The sequence below is a fragment of the Streptomyces sp. NPDC001903 genome, from assembly GCF_042891345.1.
Taxonomy (GTDB): Bacteria; Actinomycetota; Actinomycetes; order Streptomycetales; family Streptomycetaceae; genus Streptomyces.
In genome coordinates this window covers 345606-362341 of sequence record NZ_JBIASZ010000005.1, presented here as the reverse complement: position 1 = coordinate 362341, position 16736 = coordinate 345606, and the positions used below count along the sequence as shown (strand labels likewise).

Sequence of the window (16736 nt, the reverse complement as noted above, 5' to 3'; positions counted from 1 at the left end):
GCAATGGTCCTTCGCGGTTCCTACGGCTACTGCTGTTGCGGCGGCGGCGACTGCCGGGGCTGCTGGGGCTGTTGAGGCTGCTGGGGCCAGGCGGGCTGACTGCCGTACGGGCCGGGCCCGTAACCGGGTTGGGGCTGCTGCGGCGGATAGGGCTGCTGGGGCGTGGGCTGCGGCCGGGCGTAGCCCGTCTGCGGCAACTGCGGTGCGGGCTGCGCCGGATAGGCCGGTGCGGCGCCGAAGCCGTGGGACGGCTGAGGAGACTGCTGCTGCGGCACCTCCCGCGCCAGCCGGGCTTCATTGGCCTGCTGGGTCCACGGGTTCACCGGAGGCTGCCACGCTTCGTACACCGCGAAGTCCCGCAGCAGCAGGACGATGAGCGTGCAGGTCACCAGGGTGCCGACCGCGAAGGTCGCCAGCTTCAGGCCGCCCTGTGCGGTCGTGGTGAAGTACTCGGCCTGCTTGTCGTCGAAGAGCGCGCCCGACAGGCTGCGCACCCGGTTGTAGCCCTCGATGGCGGCGCCGCCGATGATGATGCCCCGCCCGAGGGTGTTCCCGCGCAGGACCAGCAGTCCGCCCGACACATAGACGACACCCCAGTTGAGGTTGAACGTCTCTGCGGTCCCGGAGCCGTCACCCGTGCCGTAGTACACGATGCCCTGGAGGAAGTCGGCGACGCCGACCTGCCAGAAGCAGTTGTACACGGCCCAGAGGAGAAGGATGCCTGCCCAGCCCATGGCCACGAAGGCGGCCACACGGTGGGCGCGTGGCGTTGACGCGCTCAACTTCACTCCTATTCGAAGGTTCCGTCGTGCAAGGCGAGCCATTGCACGCCCGCGGGGCCGGATTCCCGGCCGCCGGTGATCGTCTTGGGGTCGTCGTAGGTCTGCCGGACATCGGCGTTCGAGTTCTTCGCGGTGAGCCCGTCGCCCCACACCGTCCACAGCACCCACGGGGACTGGTCGAGCGTCGTGCGCTGCGCCGCGCCCAGCGGCACGTGGAAGGACTCCGCGAGGATCCGCGGCTTGCCGTAGTCCCCCAGCCCGCGGTGCCACGTGGAGGTCCAGGCGCCGGTGTCGAAGGGCCGGTCCGGGGTTCCGCTGTAGTCGTCGACACCGACGACGTCCACGTATTCGGGGCCCGGGTAGAAGTCCCACGGTTCGCTGCCGTGGACGCCGTCCCAGGCCGTGGGGGCCCAGACGAAGATCAGGTTGTGCAGTCCGCGGGAGCCCACCAGGTAGTGGTAGAGCAACTCCCACAGGGCCGTGTACTGCCCGGGCTTCAGCCCCGCCCACCAGAAGCTCTGCTCCCCGCCGAGCGAGTTCATCTCGTGGTACGGGCGCAGCAGTACGGGGACGTCGTACGCGGCCAGATAGCCGAGGTGGTCCGCGAGGAAGGACAGGTCGAGCAGGAGCGCCGCGTGCTCGGTGGTACCGGGGGTGAGCAGCCGGTCGATCCAGCCGGGGTCCTTCGCGGAGGGCGCGTTGCGGCGCAGCGTCTGCTCGTAGCTCTTGACGGGGCTGCCCGGCCACGGCTGGTGGAACGACATGCCGACCAGGCCGGCGGGTGCTCCCCCGTTGGTCGGCAGCACGGTCTTGGTGCCGTTCCACAGGCTTTCGGTGCCGGTCGGGTTGTACGAGCCGTCGTCCGTGCGGGGCAGCCCGTGCCAGACGCCCATGGCGAGGTCGACGACGTCGTTCGTGTAGGTCCAGAACTCCCGGCGGGCGGGCCAGGCCGCGCGCGAGTAGTCCCGCGCCTCGCCCACGCCCCAGTTCTCCTGCTGGTAGCCCGGACCCAGGTCCAGTTCGAGGAAGGCCGGCAGCTTCCCGGTGATGTCCTGGGGCTTGCGGTAGTAGTAGCCCGGGGGTTTGGGACCGCTGTGGTCGCCGTACTCCGGGTTGTACCGCTCGTTGTGCACCTCGGCGTGCTGGCCCATGAGGGTGCCGCGGCGGTGGCCGGCCCGGGCGTCCGCCTCCAGTCCCGCCAGCAGCCGGTACACGGACCGGGCGGCCTTGGAGGCCTTGGGGTCCCGCGACACCAGGTCCTTCTGGAGTCCGGCGGCGGGTGCGCGCGAGGTGCTGAAGGCCGCCACTCCGGCGAGGGCGCCACCCGTGGCCACGGTGGCGGCCGCACCCAGGAGGAGATTGCGGCGCTTCAGGTCGCGGCTTAACGCCGCGCGACCCGGCACGTCACGACCCGACACTCCGAGACCCCCCTCGGTCGACAGCTGGCCGACGATCGCCCCTGCCGGTCGCACGCGACCCTTGGGGCGGGTGTCACCCTACGCGTCGGCCCCCGAGCGATGTGCTCGGGGGCCGATGGTTCACCGTATGTACGTGTGGTTCACCGTTTGTACGTGTTACGCGGCGGGCAGCGTGTCCAGTTGGGCCTGAATCCGCGCGATGTCCGCCTCGGCCTTGGCCAGCCGGCCCTTGATCTTGTCCACGACGTTGTCGGGGGCCTTGGCCAGGAAGGCCTCGTTCCCGAGCTTCGCCTCGGCCTGCTGCTTCTCCTTCTCGGCGGCCGCGAGGTCCTTGGAGAGCCGCTTGCGCTCGGCGGCCACGTCGATCGTGCCCGACAGGTCGAGCGCGACCGTGGCACCGGCGACCGGCAGGGTGGCGGTGGCCGTGAACTCCTCGCCCTCCGGCTGGAGGCGCAGCAGCTGGCGCATGGCCGCCTCGTGCGCACCGAGCGCCGTGGCGCTCAGGTCCAGGCGGGCCGGGACCTTCTGACCGTCCTGCAGGCCCTGCTCCTTGCGGAACCGGCGGACCTCGGTGACGACGGCCTGGACGCTCTCGATCTCCGCCTCGGCGGCCTCGTCGCGGAAGCCGCTGTCCTTGGGCCACTCGGCGATGACCAGGGACTCGCCCCCGGTCAGCGTGGTCCACAGCGTCTCGGTGACGAACGGGACCACCGGGTGCAGCAGCCGCAGCATGACGTCGATGACCTCGCCCAGCACCCGGCCGGAGACCTTGGCCTGCTCGCCGCCCGCGAAGAAGGTCGTCTTCGACAGCTCGACGTACCAGTCGAAGACCTCGTCCCACGCGAAGTGGTAGAGCGCCTCGCTGAGCTTCGAGAACTGGAAGTCCTCGTAGTACGCGTCGACCTGCGCGACCGTCTTGTTCAGCCGGGACAGGATCCAGCGGTCGGTGGCGGACAGCTGCTCGACCGGGGGCAGGTCGCCCTCGATCGTCGCGCCGTTCATCAGCGCGAAGCGCGTGGCGTTCCAGATCTTGTTGGCGAACTTGCTGGAGGCCTGGACCCAGTCCTCGCCGATCGGCACGTCGGTGCCCGGGTTGGCGCCCTTGGCCAGGGTGAAGCGGACGGCGTCGGAGCCGTACTTGTCCATCCAGTCCAGCGGGTCGACGACGTTGCCGAAGGACTTCGACATCTTCTTGCCGCGCTCGTCGCGGACCAGGCCGGTCAGCGCGATCGTCTTGAACGGGACCTCGCCGTCCATGGCGTACAGGCCGAACATCATCATCCGGGCGACCCAGAAGAAGATGATGTCGTGGCCGGTGACCAGGACGTCGGTGGAGTAGAACTTCGCCAGGTCCGGGGTCTTCTCCGGCCAGCCGAGCGTGGAGAACGGCCACAGGCCGGAGGAGAACCAGGTGTCGAGGACGTCGGTGTCCTGGGTCCAGCCCTCGCCCGTGGGTGCCTCGTCGTCGGGTCCGACGCAGACGACCTCGCCGTCCGGGCCGTACCAGACCGGGATGCGGTGGCCCCACCACAGCTGGCGCGAGATGCACCAGTCGTTGAGGTTGTCGACCCAGTCGAAGTAGCGCTTCTCCATCTCCTTCGGGTGGATCGTGACCCGGTCGTCGCGGACCGCGTCGCCGGCGGCCTTGGCGAGGGTCTCGACCTTGACCCACCACTGCAGCGACAGGCGCGGCTCGACGGTGGTGGAGCAGCGGGAGCAGTGCCCGACGGAGTGCAGGTACGGGCGCTTCTCGGCGACGATCCGGCCCTGCTCGCGCAGCGCGCCGACCACCGCGGACCGGGCCTCGAAGCGGTCCAGGCCGAGGAAGGGGCCGTGGACGGTGATGTTGCCGTGCTCGTCCATGATCGTCATGTTGGGCAGGCCGTGGCGCTGCCCGATGGCGAAGTCGTTCGGGTCGTGCGCCGGGGTCACCTTGACGCAGCCGGTGCCGAACTCCGGGTCGACGTGCGTGTCGGCGACGACCGGGATGGAGCGGTCGGTGAGCGGGAGCTTGATGAGCTTGCCGACGAGGTGCTTGTAGCGCTCGTCGTCCGGGTGGACGGCGATGGCCGTGTCACCGAGCATCGTCTCGGCGCGCGTGGTGGCGACGACGAGCGTGTCCTCGCCCTCGCCGTACTTGATCGAGACGAGCTCGCCCGCGTCCTCCTGGTACTCCACCTCGATGTCGGAGATGGCCGTGAGGCAGCGGGGGCACCAGTTGATGATGCGCTCGGCGCGGTAGATCAGCTCGTCGTCGTAGAGCTTCTTGAAGATCGTCTGGACGGCCTTGGAGAGGCCCTCGTCCATGGTGAAGCGCTCACGGGACCAGTCGACGCCGTCGCCGAGGCGGCGCATCTGGCCGAGGATCTTGCCGCCGTACTCTTCCTTCCACTGCCAGACGCGCTCGACGAACTCCTCGCGGCCCAGGTCGTGGCGGGACTTGCCCTCCTCGGCGAGCTGCTGCTCGACCTTGTTCTGGGTGGCGATGCCGGCGTGGTCCATGCCGGGCAGCCACAGCGACTCGTAGCCCTGCATGCGCTTGCGGCGGGTCAGGGCGTCCATCAGCGTGTGCTGGAAGGCGTGCCCCAGGTGCAGGGAGCCGGTGACGTTCGGCGGCGGGATGACGATGGTGTACGCGGGCTTCTCGCTCGCGGCATCGGCCGTGAAGTACCCACGCTCTACCCAGCGCTCGTAGAGCTTCCCCTCTACCTCGGCCGGAGCGTACGCGGTCGGCAGTTCGGAGTCGGGGCTGCTGGGTGTCTGCGTGTTCTCGGTCACGAGGCACAGTTTAGAGCCGTAACAGTCCAGCTATGAAACCGGTAATCCGGGGGCCCGGCGGCCTGTGGGGGATCGGCTTCCGACAGGATGTCTGAAACGCATAAGGATTCCTGAAGGGGGATGCGGGCATGAGCTACAACCAGCCGGGGCCGTACGGAGGCCAGCCGCCGCAGCAGCCGGGACCGTACGGGGGCCAGCAGCCGGGACCGTACGGGCAGCCCGCGCCGCAGCCCGGCTACGGCTACCCGCAGCAGCCCCCGCAGCCGGGCGTCCCCCCGCAGGGCTACCCGCAGCAGCCCCAGCCGGGCTACGGGTACCCGCAGCAGCCGCCGTACGGCATGCAGCCGCAGCAGCCGAAGAAGTCCAAGGCGGGCGTGGTGATCGCCGTGATCGTCGCGGTGGTGGCCGTCGCCGGCGCCGGCTGGTACTTCACGAAGGGCGGCGGCGCCTCGGGCTCGGTCTCGTCCGCCACCAAGGGCTACAAGCTGGTCGCCCCGGAGACGGTGGCCGACTTCAAGAAGAACCCGAACTACAAGGAGAAGCCCCTCAGCGACAAGGACCGCCAGGAACTGGAGGGGATCGGCATCAAGAACCCCACCAAGGTCGCCATGGACTACACCTCCGGCGATCCGGCCAACCCGCTGACGACCAAGGGCCTCAGCTTCCAGGGCCTGTACGGCGAACTCGCGGATCCCGAGAAGTCGGTGGACGCCTACTTCGCCACCGCCAAGCTCAACGCCGGCAAGGACAAGTCCGCGACGGTCGAGATGATCGGCAGCCCGAAGTCGATGTCCCCCTCCGGGTTCAGCGGCGCCGTGATGAAGTGCCAGGAAATGAAGATCACGTCGACGAGCACCACGGCGTCGAAGGGCCCGAAGGAACTGACCCTTCCGATCTGCATCTGGGGTGACTACAGCACCCTGACCATGGTCAGCGCCTCCGACGCGGCCTCGATCCTGGCGGGCAAGCCGGGCTACACCCTGGAGCAGACCGCCGACCTGACGGCGAAGCTCTACAACACCGCCCGCGTCAAGAAGTAGCGGCCGGTCCACCTCATGCGGAAGGGGTGCCCCCGAGGGGGCACCCCTTCCGCATGAGCGCTGTTCAGGCTGCCGTCAGGCCGACTTCTCCTGCGGGCCCTGGTCCTTCGGGACGATGCGGGGGACCAGCGTCGGGTTCACGTTCGAGCGGACGACGTCCGAGGTGATGACCACGCGGGCCACGTCCTTGCGGGACGGGACCTCGTACATCACCGACATCAGGACCTCTTCCATGATGGCGCGCAGCCCTCGCGCGCCCGTCTGGCGCAGGATCGCCTGGTCCGCGATGGCCTCGAGCGCCTCGCGCTCGAAGTCCAGCTCGACGCCGTCGAGTTCGAAGAGGCGCTGGTACTGCTTCACCAGCGCGTTCCGCGGCTCCACCAGGATCTGCAGCAGCGCCTCGCGGTCCAGGTTGTGCACCGAGGTGATGACGGGCAGACGGCCGATGAACTCGGGGATCATCCCGAACTTCACCAGGTCCTCCGGCATGACCTCCTGGAACTGGTCGCTCGCCTCGATCTCGCGCTTCGAGCGGATCGTCGCGCCGAAGCCGATGCCCTTGGCGCCGGCCCGCGACTCGATGATCTTCTCCAGGCCTGCGAAGGCGCCGCCCACGATGAACAGCACGTTCGTCGTGTCGATCTGGATGAACTCCTGGTGCGGGTGCTTGCGGCCGCCCTGCGGCGGGACCGACGCCGTCGTTCCCTCCAGGATCTTCAGCAGGGCCTGCTGCACGCCCTCGCCGCTCACGTCGCGCGTGATCGACGGGTTCTCGCTCTTGCGGGCGACCTTGTCGATCTCGTCGATGTAGATGATCCCGGTCTCGGCCTTCTTGACGTCGTAGTCGGCCGCCTGGATCAGCTTGAGCAGGATGTTCTCGACGTCCTCGCCCACGTACCCGGCCTCCGTCAGCGCCGTCGCGTCGGCGATGGCGAACGGGACGTTGAGCATGCGCGCGAGGGTCTGGGCCAGCAGGGTCTTGCCGGAGCCCGTCGGGCCCAGCAGCAGGATGTTGGACTTCGCGAGCTCGATCGCGTCGTCCCGGCCCTGCGCGCCGCCGTTCTCGCCGGCCTGGACGCGCTTGTAGTGGTTGTACACCGCCACCGAGAGGGCCTTCTTCGCCGGCTCCTGGCCGACGACGTAGCTCTCCAGGAACTCGTAGATCTCACGAGGCTTGGGGAGTTCCTCCCACCGGACCTCGGAGGTCTCCGCGAGCTCCTCCTCGATGATCTCGTTGCAGAGGTCGATGCACTCGTCGCAGATGTACACACCGGGTCCTGCGATGAGCTTCTTCACCTGCTTCTGGCTCTTTCCGCAGAACGAGCACTTGAGCAGGTCGCCGCCGTCACCGATGCGTGCCACGAGGTGCTTCCCCTTCGCCTGGGAGACGCCTGGTTCAGCGCTCCTGGTGCCTCATATCCGACGGTACCTTGCCGGGGGCCCCGTACGGGGCCCCCTTGACGTGGTTCACATCGCCGAATGTGACGACGTGCCCACGCCAACTGGTGGCAAGGATCAGTGGGAGTTCTTGCGGGTCGAGACGATCTGGTCGATCAGGCCGTACGCGAGCGCGTCCTCGGCCGTCAGGATCTTGTCGCGCTCGATGTCCTCGCGGATCTTCTCGATCGGCGTGGTCGAGTGCTTGGCCAGCATGGTCTCCAGCTGGTCACGCATGCGCAGGATCTCCTTGGCCGCGATCTCCAGGTCGGAGAGCTGCTCGCGGCCGGTTCCACCGGAGGGCTGGTGGATCAGCACGCGGGCGTTCGGCAGCGCCATGCGCTTGCCGGGGGTGCCGGCGGCCAGCAAGACGGCCGCGGCGGAGGCCGCCTGGCCCATGCAGACCGTCTGGATGTCCGGCTTCACGAACTGCATCGTGTCGTAGATGGCCGTCAGCGCCGTGAAGGAGCCGCCCGGGCTGTTGATGTAGATCGAGATGTCGCGGTCCGGGTCCATCGACTCCAGGCACAGCAGCTGCGCCATGACGTCGTTGGCGGAGGCGTCGTCGATCTGCACGCCGAGGAAGATCACGCGCTCTTCGAAGAGCTTCGCGTACGGGTCGTACTCGCGCACGCCCTGCGAGGTGCGCTCGACGAAGCGCGGGACGACGTAGCGGTTGTCCACCTGAGCGCCGGTGTGGAGGCCGCTCGCGGGAGAGAGGTTGTTCATGTGCATCTGGGTGTTCACCATCCTGGTGGCGTTCTGCGGGCTGGGGCTTGCCGGGTGCGGGCGGGCGCGTACGGGTCCTCCGGGTCCTCGTGGGAGGACCCGCGCGCCGGGGCCGGGATCAGGCCCCGGTGCCGCCGCCGCCCGGGACCAGCGACGCGGCGGAGATGATCTCGTCGATGAGGCCGTAATCCTTGGCCTCCTCCGCGGTGAACCAGCGGTCGCGGTCGCCGTCGCGGATGATCGCCTCCACGGTCTGGCCGGAGTGGTGCGCGGTGATCTCGGCCATGCGCTGCTTCGTGCGCAGCAGGTACTCGGCCTGGATCTTGATGTCCGAGGCGGTGCCGCCGATGCCGGCGGAACCCTGGTGCATCAGGATGTCGGTGTTCGGGAGCGCGAAGCGCTTGCCCTGGGCGCCGCCGGTGAGCAGGAACTGGCCCATGGAGGCCGCCATGCCCATGCCGATGGTGACGACGTCGTTCGGGATGTACTGCATGGTGTCGTAGACCGCCATGCCCGCCGTCACCGAGCCGCCCGGGCTGTTGATGTACAGGTAGATGTCCTTCTCCGGCTCCGCGGCCAGGAGGAGGAGCTGCGCCGTGATCTTGTTCGCGATGTCGTCGTCGACCTGCTGGCCGAGGAAGATGATGCGCTCGCCGAGCAGCCGGTTGTAGACATGGTCGCCGAGGCCGCCACCGATGGACGGCTCACCCGCGGCGTAAGGCTTCAGATTCGTCACGTATCCACCTGCTCGTCTCCGACGGCCACTTGCCGTCTCAGCGTCTCGTTCTGGGGCGCGGACCGGCCGGGGCGGCGGTGGCCGCCGGCGTCCGAGTACTCCCGTGCCCTCGTATTCATGGACCCTAACGCGCAGGTCGGACAACGCCATCCCGCTTCCCGAACTGTTCGCTCGGAGCGCAAGGTCCGCAGGGGCTCCGAGACGGCGGAAAGGCCCGCACACACGGCGGTGTACGGGCCTTCCCGGATGCTGCTCAGCGGGCGTCGCGCAGGGCGGCGCCCAGGGTGTTACTTGGCCTCTTCGGCGTCACCCTCGACAGCGGCCTCGACGGTCTCGGCGGCCGTCTCGACCTCGTCCTCGTCGTCGGAGAGGTCCACGACCTCACCGTTGGTGTCGACGACCTTGGCGGCCTCGACGACGACCGCGAGGGCCTTGCCGCGGGCGACCTCGCCGACGAGCATCGGCACCTGGCCACCCTCGACGACGGCCTGGGCGAACTGGTCGGGGGACATGCCGGAGGAGGCCGCACGGCGCATGAGGTGCTCGGTGAGCTCCTCCTGGTCGACGCCCAGCTTCTCCTTGTTGACGAGCGCGTCCAGGACGAACTGGGTCTTGATGCCCTTAATCGCCTGGTCCTTGGTCTCGGCGTCGAACTCCTCGACCGTCTTGCCCTGGAACTCCAGGTACTTCTCGATGGTCAGGCCCATCTGGCCGAGCTGGTGGTGCTCCAGGTTGTGCTTGCGGGTGTTGACCTCGTCCTCGAGGAGCTTCTCGGGGATCGGCACCTCGACGAGCTCCAGCAGCTTCTCCAGGACGCGCTCCTGGGCCTGCGTGGCCTGGTCGTACTGCTTCATGTTCTCGAGGCGCTTGCGGCTGTCCGCCTTGAGGTCCTCGAGGGTGTCGAACTCGCTCGCCATCTGCGCGAACTCGTCGTCCAGCTCCGGGAGCTCCTTGGCGGAGACCTTGGTGACCTTGACGGTGACCTCGGCGTCCTTGCCCTCGGCGGAGCCGCCCTTCAGCTGGGAGGTGAAGGTGGCCTCGCCACCGGCCTCCAGGCCCTTGACGGCCTCGTCGATGCCGTCGAGGAGCTCGCCCGAGCCGATGGTGTACGAGACGTCGGAGGCGACGCCGTCGGGCAGCACCTCGCCGTCGACCTTGGCCTCCAGGTCGATGGTGACGACGTCACCCTCGGCGGCGGCGCGCTCGACGTCGTTCGTGGACGCGAAGCGGCCGCGCAGCTGCTCGACCGACTTCTCGACGTCCTCGTCGGAGACCTCGACCGCGTCGACCTCGACCTCGATGCCGGAGTAGTCCGGGATCTCGATCTCGGGGCGGACGTCCACCTCGGCGGTGAAGGCCAGCAGCTCGCCGTCCTTCAGCTCCGTGATGTCGACCTCGGGCTGGCCCAGCGGGTTCAGGTCGGCCTCGTTGACCGCCTCGGTGTAGAACTTCGGGAGGGCGTCGTTGACGGCCTCCTCCAGCACCGCACCGCGACCGAAGCGCTGGTCGATGACCCGGGCGGGGATCTTGCCCTTGCGGAAGCCCTTCACCGTGACCTGCTGGTTGATCTTCTTGTACGCCGCGTCGAGGCTGTCCTTGAGCTCCTCGAAGGGCACCTCAACAGTGAGCCGAACCCGAGTCGGGTTCAGGGTCTCCACGGCGCTCTTCACGGTTCGGTCTCCTTGTGGCTGACTGCTTGGGGTCTGCGTCCACGCTGCGATTCAGCGGTTCGGCGGATTCGGCCCGGTCCATCAGACACACGGGCACGCAGCTTGCATAGTAACCGCAAGCGGCAATCAGCCCACAACGCGATCTTGTGATGCGGTGGTGGTGGTCGGGGTGGCCGGATTCGAACCGACGACCTTCCGCTCCCAAAGCGGACGCGCTACCAAGCTGCGCCACACCCCGTCGGTGCGACACGTAGGGTACATGGCCGGAGACCCTCTGATGCGCGGGGTTTTTACGAACGTTTCCGGACGCCGCACCGCGCCCCCGCAATGAGGTGTGCACTCCCCCGGCCCGACCCGCTAGGATGCTGTCCGTGCCGCGGTCCCCGGACCTGCGGCGCACGTGTTGCGGGCGTAGCTCAATGGTAGAGCCCTAGTCTTCCAAACTAGCTACGCGGGTTCGATTCCCGTCGCCCGCTCTGAAGCACGAAGGGCCAGGTCAGAGGATGTTTCCTCCGCCTGGCCCTTGGTCATTTCCGGGCCTCCGATCAGCCCGCCGTGCCCCCTGCGTGCCCCTTGCGCGGTGGATCTTCCTTCGTGCCCTTGCGGCTCTTCTTGACGAGCCCGCTGAGCGCGTCGGCGATCAGCCGGTCCCGGTCGGCGCTGGCGTGTTGGTAGATCAGCGCGGCGCGGGCGGTGCTGTGGCCCATCCGCGTCATCAACTCCCGCGTGCTGGCCCCCGTTGACGCGGCGAGCGTGTTGCCCGTGTGCCGAAGATCATGGAAATGCAGCCCCTTGATCCCCGCCTCACGGCAGGCCTTGTGCCACAGCCGGTTGAAGTGGTTCCGGCGCGGGGTGGCTTTCTTGGCCCCGATGAAGACGCGGCCGTCGGCGCCGGCCTCGGCGTACTGCCTCAGGTGCTCGCGGATATCCGGAAGGATCACACCGGGGACGGAGACGGTCCTCTTGCCCGCGGCACTCTTCGGCGCCTTGATCTCCCGCTGCCCGTTGCCCAGCTCGGCGACGGCCCGCCGGACGCGTACGGTCCCGCGCTCCAGGTCCACGTCCCGCCGGTGCAGTCCGATCAGCTCGCCCCAGCGCAGCCCCAGGAACCCGGCCATGAGGACGAGTGCTCGATAGCGCGGCTGGATCGCCTCGGCCAGCGCATAGACCTCCTCGACCGTGGCGGTCGGCCGCTCAGGCGTGTGCACGGAGCTGGCCCCCTTGACCTGGCAGGGGTTCCGCCGGATCAGCTCGTCGGACACAGCAGTCCCCAGAATGGCCCGCAGCAGGGCATAGGCCTTGGCCACGGTGGTGGGCCCGGTCCCGCCGGCCAGCTTGTCCGCACGCCAGCTCCGTACGAGCGGCGGCGAGATCTCCGACAGGTTGACGGCGCCGAGGACCGGCTCCAGGTGGTGCTTGAGGAGCGAGCCGTAGAGCTGCCGCGTGGTGCTGGTCAACTCGCGCTCTTTGATCCACGCGACGGCGTACGGCCCGAAGGCAACCTTCCCGGCGTCCGGATCCTGCCAGTCGCCACGGCGCATCTCGGTCTGCTTGTCGGCGAGCCAGTCGTCAGCGTCCCTCTTCGTACGGAACGTCTCGGGTGCGGGACGGAGCTGTCCGTCCGGGCCGAGGTACCGGGCCTGGTACCGGCCGGAAGGCAGCTTCCGGACCCGGCCGAACTGGCGGCGCTTCCCGGCCATCAGGCAGCCACCCCCAACCGGCGACGGCGCGGCTCGATGGTGTTCGCGCTGATGAATGCCTGGACGGCGCTCTCGGGGATCCGGACATGACGCCCGACCTTCACGTAAGTGATCCGCCGCTCCTCGACCAGCCTGCGAGGAAACCTCACGGTGGTCCCGAGGAGCTCGGCGACCTGGACGACGGACAGGTACCGCTCATTCATGCTGCTCCCCCTTCAGGGCTTCGCGGGCGGTCTCCCGGTTGAGCTGGATGTCGCGGGCGATGGTGGCGGCGAAGACCGACTCCCCCGGGCTGTGTCCGTGGCCGGCGTACTGCCATGAGGTGAGGACGAGCACCGTGTCCGGCTCGATGTCGTCCAGGCCGCGCGCCTCTCGTTCCTGGGCGGCGCGGTAGTCGGCGCGGGTCTGCCGTAAGGCCCCGAGGGTGGTCGAGTAGGAGCGCGACTTCGTGGAGAAGTGGCCGCGGAAGCCGAGCATGTGCGACCAGGCGGCGAGGCGCCGGTCCGGGTAGAGCGGGTCGAGGTCGAGGCAAGCCGAGATCAGCCGGGCGGTGTGGTCCGGCACGTCGAGGAACACCAGGGCCTCGCGATTCCCGACGCGCCGATCGAGCGTCCCGGTGTTCTCGGCGGCCTTGGTCGCGTACTTGGCGACGTACGAGGCCACGGCCTGTTCGGTGACGTCGGAGCCGTCCCCGAACGCCTTGATCGGCCGTATGTCGAGCTGCTTACCCCAACGGAAAGACCGGGCAGGCTGGTCCCCTGCCGCCGGCACGCTGACAGAGGTGTACGAGTGAGCAGCGGCGGCACGGATCGAGGCAGTCAGAAGTTCCGTCGTGGCCCAGGCAGGCGGCGGACTGTCCGGCCCGCCGGGACCGTCGATCCGTACGACGGCGTGGAAGTGGATCGCCCCGCGCTTCTGAAACTCGGCGACTTTCCCGTACGAGAGCCGGGCCACCTCCTTGAGCTCCCGTTGGGTCAGCCCGGCGTACGCGGCGATCTCGCGTCGCAGTCGGGTGGTGAACCGCTGCCAGAGCTGGCCGGCGTGGTTGTTGAAGAGGACGGCGCCCGCGTAGTCGTACGTGGCCGGGTCGAGCGCGGTACCGAGCTCGGCGGCGTCTTCCTGGTGGTGCTTGCCGCAGCGGCAGCCACGGTCAGCGGGGCGGTTGTGGACCGCGCCGAAGGATGGGGCGGTGAGGGTGGCGAAGACCCGGGGGTGTTCGCGGACGGTGGCCGGGATGTCGCGGCGCTCGTCCCCCGCGAGACCGGCCCGGATCAGGTGGTACGTGTCTCCGGCGTACGTCCAGGCGCAGGCGGGACAGCGGGAGGCGCGGCGGTTGCCGCAGGCGATCCGCAGTCGGCCACCGGGCTCGTTCTGAGTCGAGTAGCGGTGCAGGGTCTCGCCGGAGGTCTTGTCCTTGGAGACGGTCCAGCCGGTGATGTGGATCGGGTCGGAGCAGCCGCCCGTACGGCGGATCTGCTCCTCCCAGCGGGCGTAGTCGGGGGCCGCAGCCACCTTCAGCATTTCGCCGAGGAGGCCCGGGGCGGGGTGAGGCCGGGACATGATGGAGCTTCCTTCCGGATCTCTGGTTCGGGCAGGAGCACGGCGCCGGGACGGCGGAGACTTGGCGGTTGAGGCCGTCCCGGGGCCTGTCAGCGGTGGTGCTGGCCGTTGAGCAGCGAACGCAGGACGACAGCGCAGACGGCGACCGAGGCGCCGGTGATGGCGACGGCCAAGAGCATCGAGACGAGGACCGCGCCGACGACGAGGACCAGGCCCGCTCCCCCGGCGACGGCGGCGACGAGGCCGGCCGGAGTGAGGCGGACGGCGGGCAGCTGCACGCGGGGCGTCGGCTGAACCGGGCCGTGGTGGCAGTCGCAGGCATGAGCCGCACCCGTGTGGGGTTCAACGGCGGTAGTCGGTCGGTCGAGCGGGATGACGAGGCCGGTCGGGAGCGGGTTGACCGGGATCTTGGGCCGGATCATCTGATCCTCCTTCCGAGGTGGGCTACTTGTTGATCGCGGTGTCGATGGCCGGGGCGAGGAAGCTGTCCGCGAGGAGGAAGCCGCCGAGGAGAATCACGGCGACGAGCCACAGCGGCGGGCGGATGAGCTTGAAGCCGAGAACGCCTACGACGATCAGGGCGAGCCAGAGCGGAACATCCACGGCGGTTTGTCCTTCAGGTCAGTTGATGCGGCAGCGGTGGGAGCGGGCGGCGAGCTGAGCGGCGGCGGAGCTCGCGTAGTCGGCGGACCAGCCGCAGCCGTCGGCAGTGCACACGGCGGCGTGCTTGGTGCGGCCGCGGTTGTCGCGGTAGGTACCGATCCGGACCGGGCCGATCTTCATGAGCGAGTGGAACGAGTTCCGGACGGACATTGGGCTCTCCCCTCAGACGAGCTGGACGGCGATGGCCTCTGCCATCGGGAGCGGTACGCCGAGCCGGGCGCGCAGGGTCTCGGTGTCGATCTCCGAGCCGGTGCGGGTGCGGTGATCGGCGGCGAGCTTCTGGGCGTGAGCGACGAGAGCAGGCGGAGCGGTGACGGCAGGCACCTCCTCAACCGGGGCGGGCAGTGCCGGAGCGGGTTCAGGCTCGTCAGGCGGTTCCCGCTCAAGCACGGGGCCGGGCACGGAGGCCGATTCAGGCGCAGCGGACTGGGCCGCATGCGGGTGGACGAGCAGAGTCCCGCCGAGGAAGGCGAGCGCTGGCCATCCGGCGACGAGGATCCGGAGCCAGTCCGGGACGTGGGCCAGGTCGAGGAGTCCGGCGGTGGCGACGTTCGCTCCGAGCGACGCGGCCAGGGCGACGGTGAACCAGGTCCACGCGGGCCCGGTCGACTCCCCCGCATCCCGGAGACTGCGGAGTCGGCGCCAGGCGGCGACGAGGAGCAGGTCCACGCTGACCGGGTAGGCCCAGGCTTTCCATCCGTCCTGTCCTGCCGCTGCGGCGAGGTCGTGCAGGTGGGCGAAGGACAGGGCCCCCGCGATGACTGCTTGGACGAGTACGGCATCCGGGCGGACGAGGCGGGCCACGTGCTTCACCTCCTTTCGGGCATGGGTCGGTAGGGACTTGGCGCGAGAGGTCACGCCGACCGAGTGGGGCAGGTACCTACGGCAGGACAGTCCCGCTGAGAACGCGGGCAGGCAGCACCGGGCGGAAGGGGTCCAGCTCCGGAATCTGCGGCGTGCGGTACGCGTGGGCGTTGCAGACGTCCACGGCCTGGCGGAGCGTGGTGTGCGGCGTACGGATGCGGGTCCAGCCGCCGGAGGAGTCGCCGACGACGGCGGTGCCGGGCCGGTCCTTGTCGATCTGGATGGCGGCGAGCACGGCCTCGGAGGAGATGTCGCCGAAGGCCATGTTGGCCGAGGTCTCGTCATTGACGCGGTGGGCGGTGCGGCCGGTGAGCTGGGCGCGGAGCATGGTGATGCCCTTGCCGAGCTCGGATCCGAAGCGCTGGCCGCAGATCTCCAGATGGATGCCGGCGGCGCGGCCGAGCTGGGAAAGCCGTACGAGGTGGGTGACGATCTGGTCCCGCCGGACCTCCTCCTTCTTGGTCGCGGCGAGGGCCAGCTCAGCGACCTCATCCACGAGGAGCACGACAGGAGTCGGGCGCAGATGTTCGGGCAGGTCCCAGATATCGGCAGTGATCTCCACATCCGGCAGATCCGCGCTGACCCGCTGCTCAGCACGTATGACCTGGTAGACGCGATCCATGTACTGGACGAGGGCGGCGAGCAGGTCAGCGGCCGTATCGGGGTTGTCGGCCAAAGCCGTGAACCGCCTCGCAAGGGGAGCGAGTTCGACGCCGTTCTTGCAGTCGATCCCAACCAGAGCGACATCACACGGTGCAAGACCGGCGACCAAGTTGCGCTGGTACACAGACTTCCCGGACTTCGTGGCACCCACGTTCAGCGCATGCGGCACCGACCGGTAGTCGCGATGATGCACGGCCCCGTCCTCCCGCAGAGCAACAGGAACCCGAAGCACCCCAGAAGCCGGACCAGAAGCAGGCATCCGAACCTCCCGCAGGACGTCGTAGCCGGTCATCCGCAGCTCAACGACTCCGGAGCGGATCTCCTGCGCGGTGACGGCGTGCAGTACGAAGGAGTGCCGGAGGCGGTCCGAGGCGGCCGAGAAGTCGAACGCGTCCTGACCGGACCGAATCTTGAGGCGGAGCGCCAGGCCGGTACGGGTGGGGCGGATCCACAAGATCCGGGGCGACCGGGATTCCGGCGCGGGACGGTCGGTCAGCCGGGCCAGTGCCAGGCGCCAGCGCGAGGGCGGGACAGTGAGCCCGCAGGCATCCATGACCGACCGGTAGCGGGCCAAGACGCGGACCGCAGCGCAGGTGACCCCGAAGGTCACCCAGTACCAGCCGGGACGGTACCGCCGCAGGACGAGCGCGACGGCGATGATCAGCAGCGGCAGGACGACCCATAAGGCGTCCATGA

General features: G+C 69.0%; 16 protein-coding genes and 2 tRNA genes. 2 read left to right on the top strand and 16 right to left on the bottom strand.

What is annotated here, in order from left to right:
* Window positions 1-26: 26 nt before the first annotated feature.
* The 3 genes from ACFYZS_RS14215 to ACFYZS_RS14205 form a co-directional block, all read right to left on the bottom strand.
* Window positions 27-782 carry a hypothetical protein gene (locus ACFYZS_RS14215; RefSeq protein ID WP_389011118.1) on the bottom strand — a complete coding sequence of 252 codons (756 nt, stop codon included), beginning with the start codon at window positions 780-782 and terminating at the stop codon, window positions 27-29.
* Window positions 783-790: 8 nt separating this feature from the next.
* Entirely contained in the window at window positions 791-2185 is a 1395-nt protein-coding gene (locus ACFYZS_RS14210) for a glycosyl hydrolase (protein WP_389011115.1), read from the bottom strand.
* 171 nt (window positions 2186-2356) lie between these two features.
* A complete protein-coding gene (locus tag ACFYZS_RS14205) occupies window positions 2357-4978 on the bottom strand; it encodes a valine--tRNA ligase (RefSeq protein ID WP_389011112.1) in 2622 nt (873 codons plus the stop codon).
* A gap of 128 nt (window positions 4979-5106) precedes the next feature.
* Here ACFYZS_RS14205 and ACFYZS_RS14200 point away from each other — a divergent pair, with 128 nt between their 5' ends.
* Window positions 5107-6018 carry a hypothetical protein gene (locus tag ACFYZS_RS14200; protein WP_389011109.1) on the top strand — a complete coding sequence of 304 codons (912 nt, stop codon included), beginning with the start codon at window positions 5107-5109 and terminating at the stop codon, window positions 6016-6018.
* Between the two features lie 75 nt (window positions 6019-6093).
* On the opposite strand, the gene clpX is transcribed toward ACFYZS_RS14200, so the two are convergent.
* The 5 genes from clpX to ACFYZS_RS14175 all read right to left on the bottom strand — a co-directional run bounded on the left by clpX (window position 6094) and on the right by ACFYZS_RS14175 (window position 10828).
* Window positions 6094-7380 (bottom strand): ATP-dependent Clp protease ATP-binding subunit ClpX, encoded by a 1287-nt coding sequence (clpX, locus tag ACFYZS_RS14195; RefSeq protein WP_030159377.1) that lies wholly within the window; start codon window positions 7378-7380, stop codon window positions 6094-6096.
* Window positions 7381-7533: 153 nt separating this feature from the next.
* A complete protein-coding gene (locus tag ACFYZS_RS14190; protein ID WP_389011106.1) occupies window positions 7534-8205 on the bottom strand; it encodes an ATP-dependent Clp protease proteolytic subunit in 672 nt (223 codons plus the stop codon).
* A gap of 97 nt (window positions 8206-8302) precedes the next feature.
* On the bottom strand, window positions 8303-8920 hold the full coding sequence (locus ACFYZS_RS14185; protein WP_389011103.1) for an ATP-dependent Clp protease proteolytic subunit: 618 nt from the start codon (window positions 8918-8920) through the stop codon (window positions 8303-8305).
* A gap of 287 nt (window positions 8921-9207) precedes the next feature.
* Window positions 9208-10590: a trigger factor gene (gene tig / locus ACFYZS_RS14180; RefSeq protein ID WP_389011100.1), complete on the bottom strand. Its 1383-nt coding sequence runs from the start codon at window positions 10588-10590 to the stop codon at window positions 9208-9210.
* A gap of 161 nt (window positions 10591-10751) precedes the next feature.
* Window positions 10752-10828 (bottom strand) — tRNA-Pro (locus ACFYZS_RS14175).
* Window positions 10829-10995: 167 nt separating this feature from the next.
* On the opposite strand from ACFYZS_RS14175, the gene ACFYZS_RS14170 reads away from it, so the two are divergent.
* Window positions 10996-11066, top strand: a tRNA-Gly gene (locus ACFYZS_RS14170).
* A 69-nt stretch (window positions 11067-11135) separates the two neighbouring features.
* On the opposite strand, the gene ACFYZS_RS14165 is transcribed toward ACFYZS_RS14170, so the two are convergent.
* The 8 genes from ACFYZS_RS14165 to ACFYZS_RS14130 form a co-directional block, all read right to left on the bottom strand.
* Window positions 11136-12290 carry a tyrosine-type recombinase/integrase gene (locus ACFYZS_RS14165; RefSeq protein ID WP_389011097.1) on the bottom strand — a complete coding sequence of 385 codons (1155 nt, stop codon included), beginning with the start codon at window positions 12288-12290 and terminating at the stop codon, window positions 11136-11138.
* Entirely contained in the window at window positions 12290-12493 is a 204-nt protein-coding gene (locus tag ACFYZS_RS14160; RefSeq protein WP_386164474.1) for an excisionase family DNA-binding protein, read from the bottom strand. The genes ACFYZS_RS14165 and ACFYZS_RS14160 overlap by 1 nt, the downstream gene beginning before the upstream one ends.
* Window positions 12486-13850: a replication initiator protein RepSA gene (repSA, locus tag ACFYZS_RS14155; protein ID WP_389011094.1), complete on the bottom strand. Its 1365-nt coding sequence runs from the start codon at window positions 13848-13850 to the stop codon at window positions 12486-12488. The genes ACFYZS_RS14160 and repSA overlap by 8 nt, the downstream gene beginning before the upstream one ends.
* Before the next feature lie 89 nt (window positions 13851-13939).
* Window positions 13940-14272, bottom strand: coding sequence for a SpdD-like protein (locus ACFYZS_RS14150; protein WP_389011091.1), 333 nt, complete (start codon window positions 14270-14272; stop codon window positions 13940-13942).
* Window positions 14273-14294: 22 nt separating this feature from the next.
* Complete coding sequence (locus ACFYZS_RS14145) at window positions 14295-14453, bottom strand: hypothetical protein (RefSeq protein WP_389011088.1); 159 nt, start codon at window positions 14451-14453, stop codon at window positions 14295-14297.
* Window positions 14454-14471: 18 nt separating this feature from the next.
* Window positions 14472-14663: a mobile element transfer protein gene (locus ACFYZS_RS14140; RefSeq protein ID WP_389011086.1), complete on the bottom strand. Its 192-nt coding sequence runs from the start codon at window positions 14661-14663 to the stop codon at window positions 14472-14474.
* 12 nt (window positions 14664-14675) lie between these two features.
* Complete coding sequence (locus tag ACFYZS_RS14135) at window positions 14676-15317, bottom strand: DUF2637 domain-containing protein (protein ID WP_389011083.1); 642 nt, start codon at window positions 15315-15317, stop codon at window positions 14676-14678.
* A 76-nt stretch (window positions 15318-15393) separates the two neighbouring features.
* Window positions 15394-16734 (bottom strand): FtsK/SpoIIIE domain-containing protein, encoded by a 1341-nt coding sequence (locus tag ACFYZS_RS14130; protein ID WP_389011080.1) that lies wholly within the window; start codon window positions 16732-16734, stop codon window positions 15394-15396.
* Window positions 16735-16736 lie beyond the last annotated feature (2 nt).

Excerpts from the sequence above, each read along its gene's own strand:
- ACFYZS_RS14190 (WP_389011106.1), bottom strand. The coding sequence starts at position 8,205 with ATGGTGAACACCCAGATGCACATGAACAACCTCTCTCCCGCGAGCGGC.
- ACFYZS_RS14200 (WP_389011109.1), top strand. The coding sequence starts at position 5,107 with ATGAGCTACAACCAGCCGGGGCCGTACGGAGGCCAGCCGCCGCAGCAG.
- repSA (WP_389011094.1), bottom strand. The coding sequence starts at position 13,850 with ATGTCCCGGCCTCACCCCGCCCCGGGCCTCCTCGGCGAAATGCTGAAG.
- ACFYZS_RS14140 (WP_389011086.1), bottom strand. The coding sequence starts at position 14,663 with ATGTCCGTCCGGAACTCGTTCCACTCGCTCATGAAGATCGGCCCGGTC.
- ACFYZS_RS14165 (WP_389011097.1), bottom strand. The coding sequence starts at position 12,290 with ATGGCCGGGAAGCGCCGCCAGTTCGGCCGGGTCCGGAAGCTGCCTTCC.
- ACFYZS_RS14160 (WP_386164474.1), bottom strand. The coding sequence starts at position 12,493 with ATGAATGAGCGGTACCTGTCCGTCGTCCAGGTCGCCGAGCTCCTCGGG.
- ACFYZS_RS14150 (WP_389011091.1), bottom strand. The coding sequence starts at position 14,272 with ATGATCCGGCCCAAGATCCCGGTCAACCCGCTCCCGACCGGCCTCGTC.
- ACFYZS_RS14130 (WP_389011080.1), bottom strand. The coding sequence starts at position 16,734 with ATGGACGCCTTATGGGTCGTCCTGCCGCTGCTGATCATCGCCGTCGCG.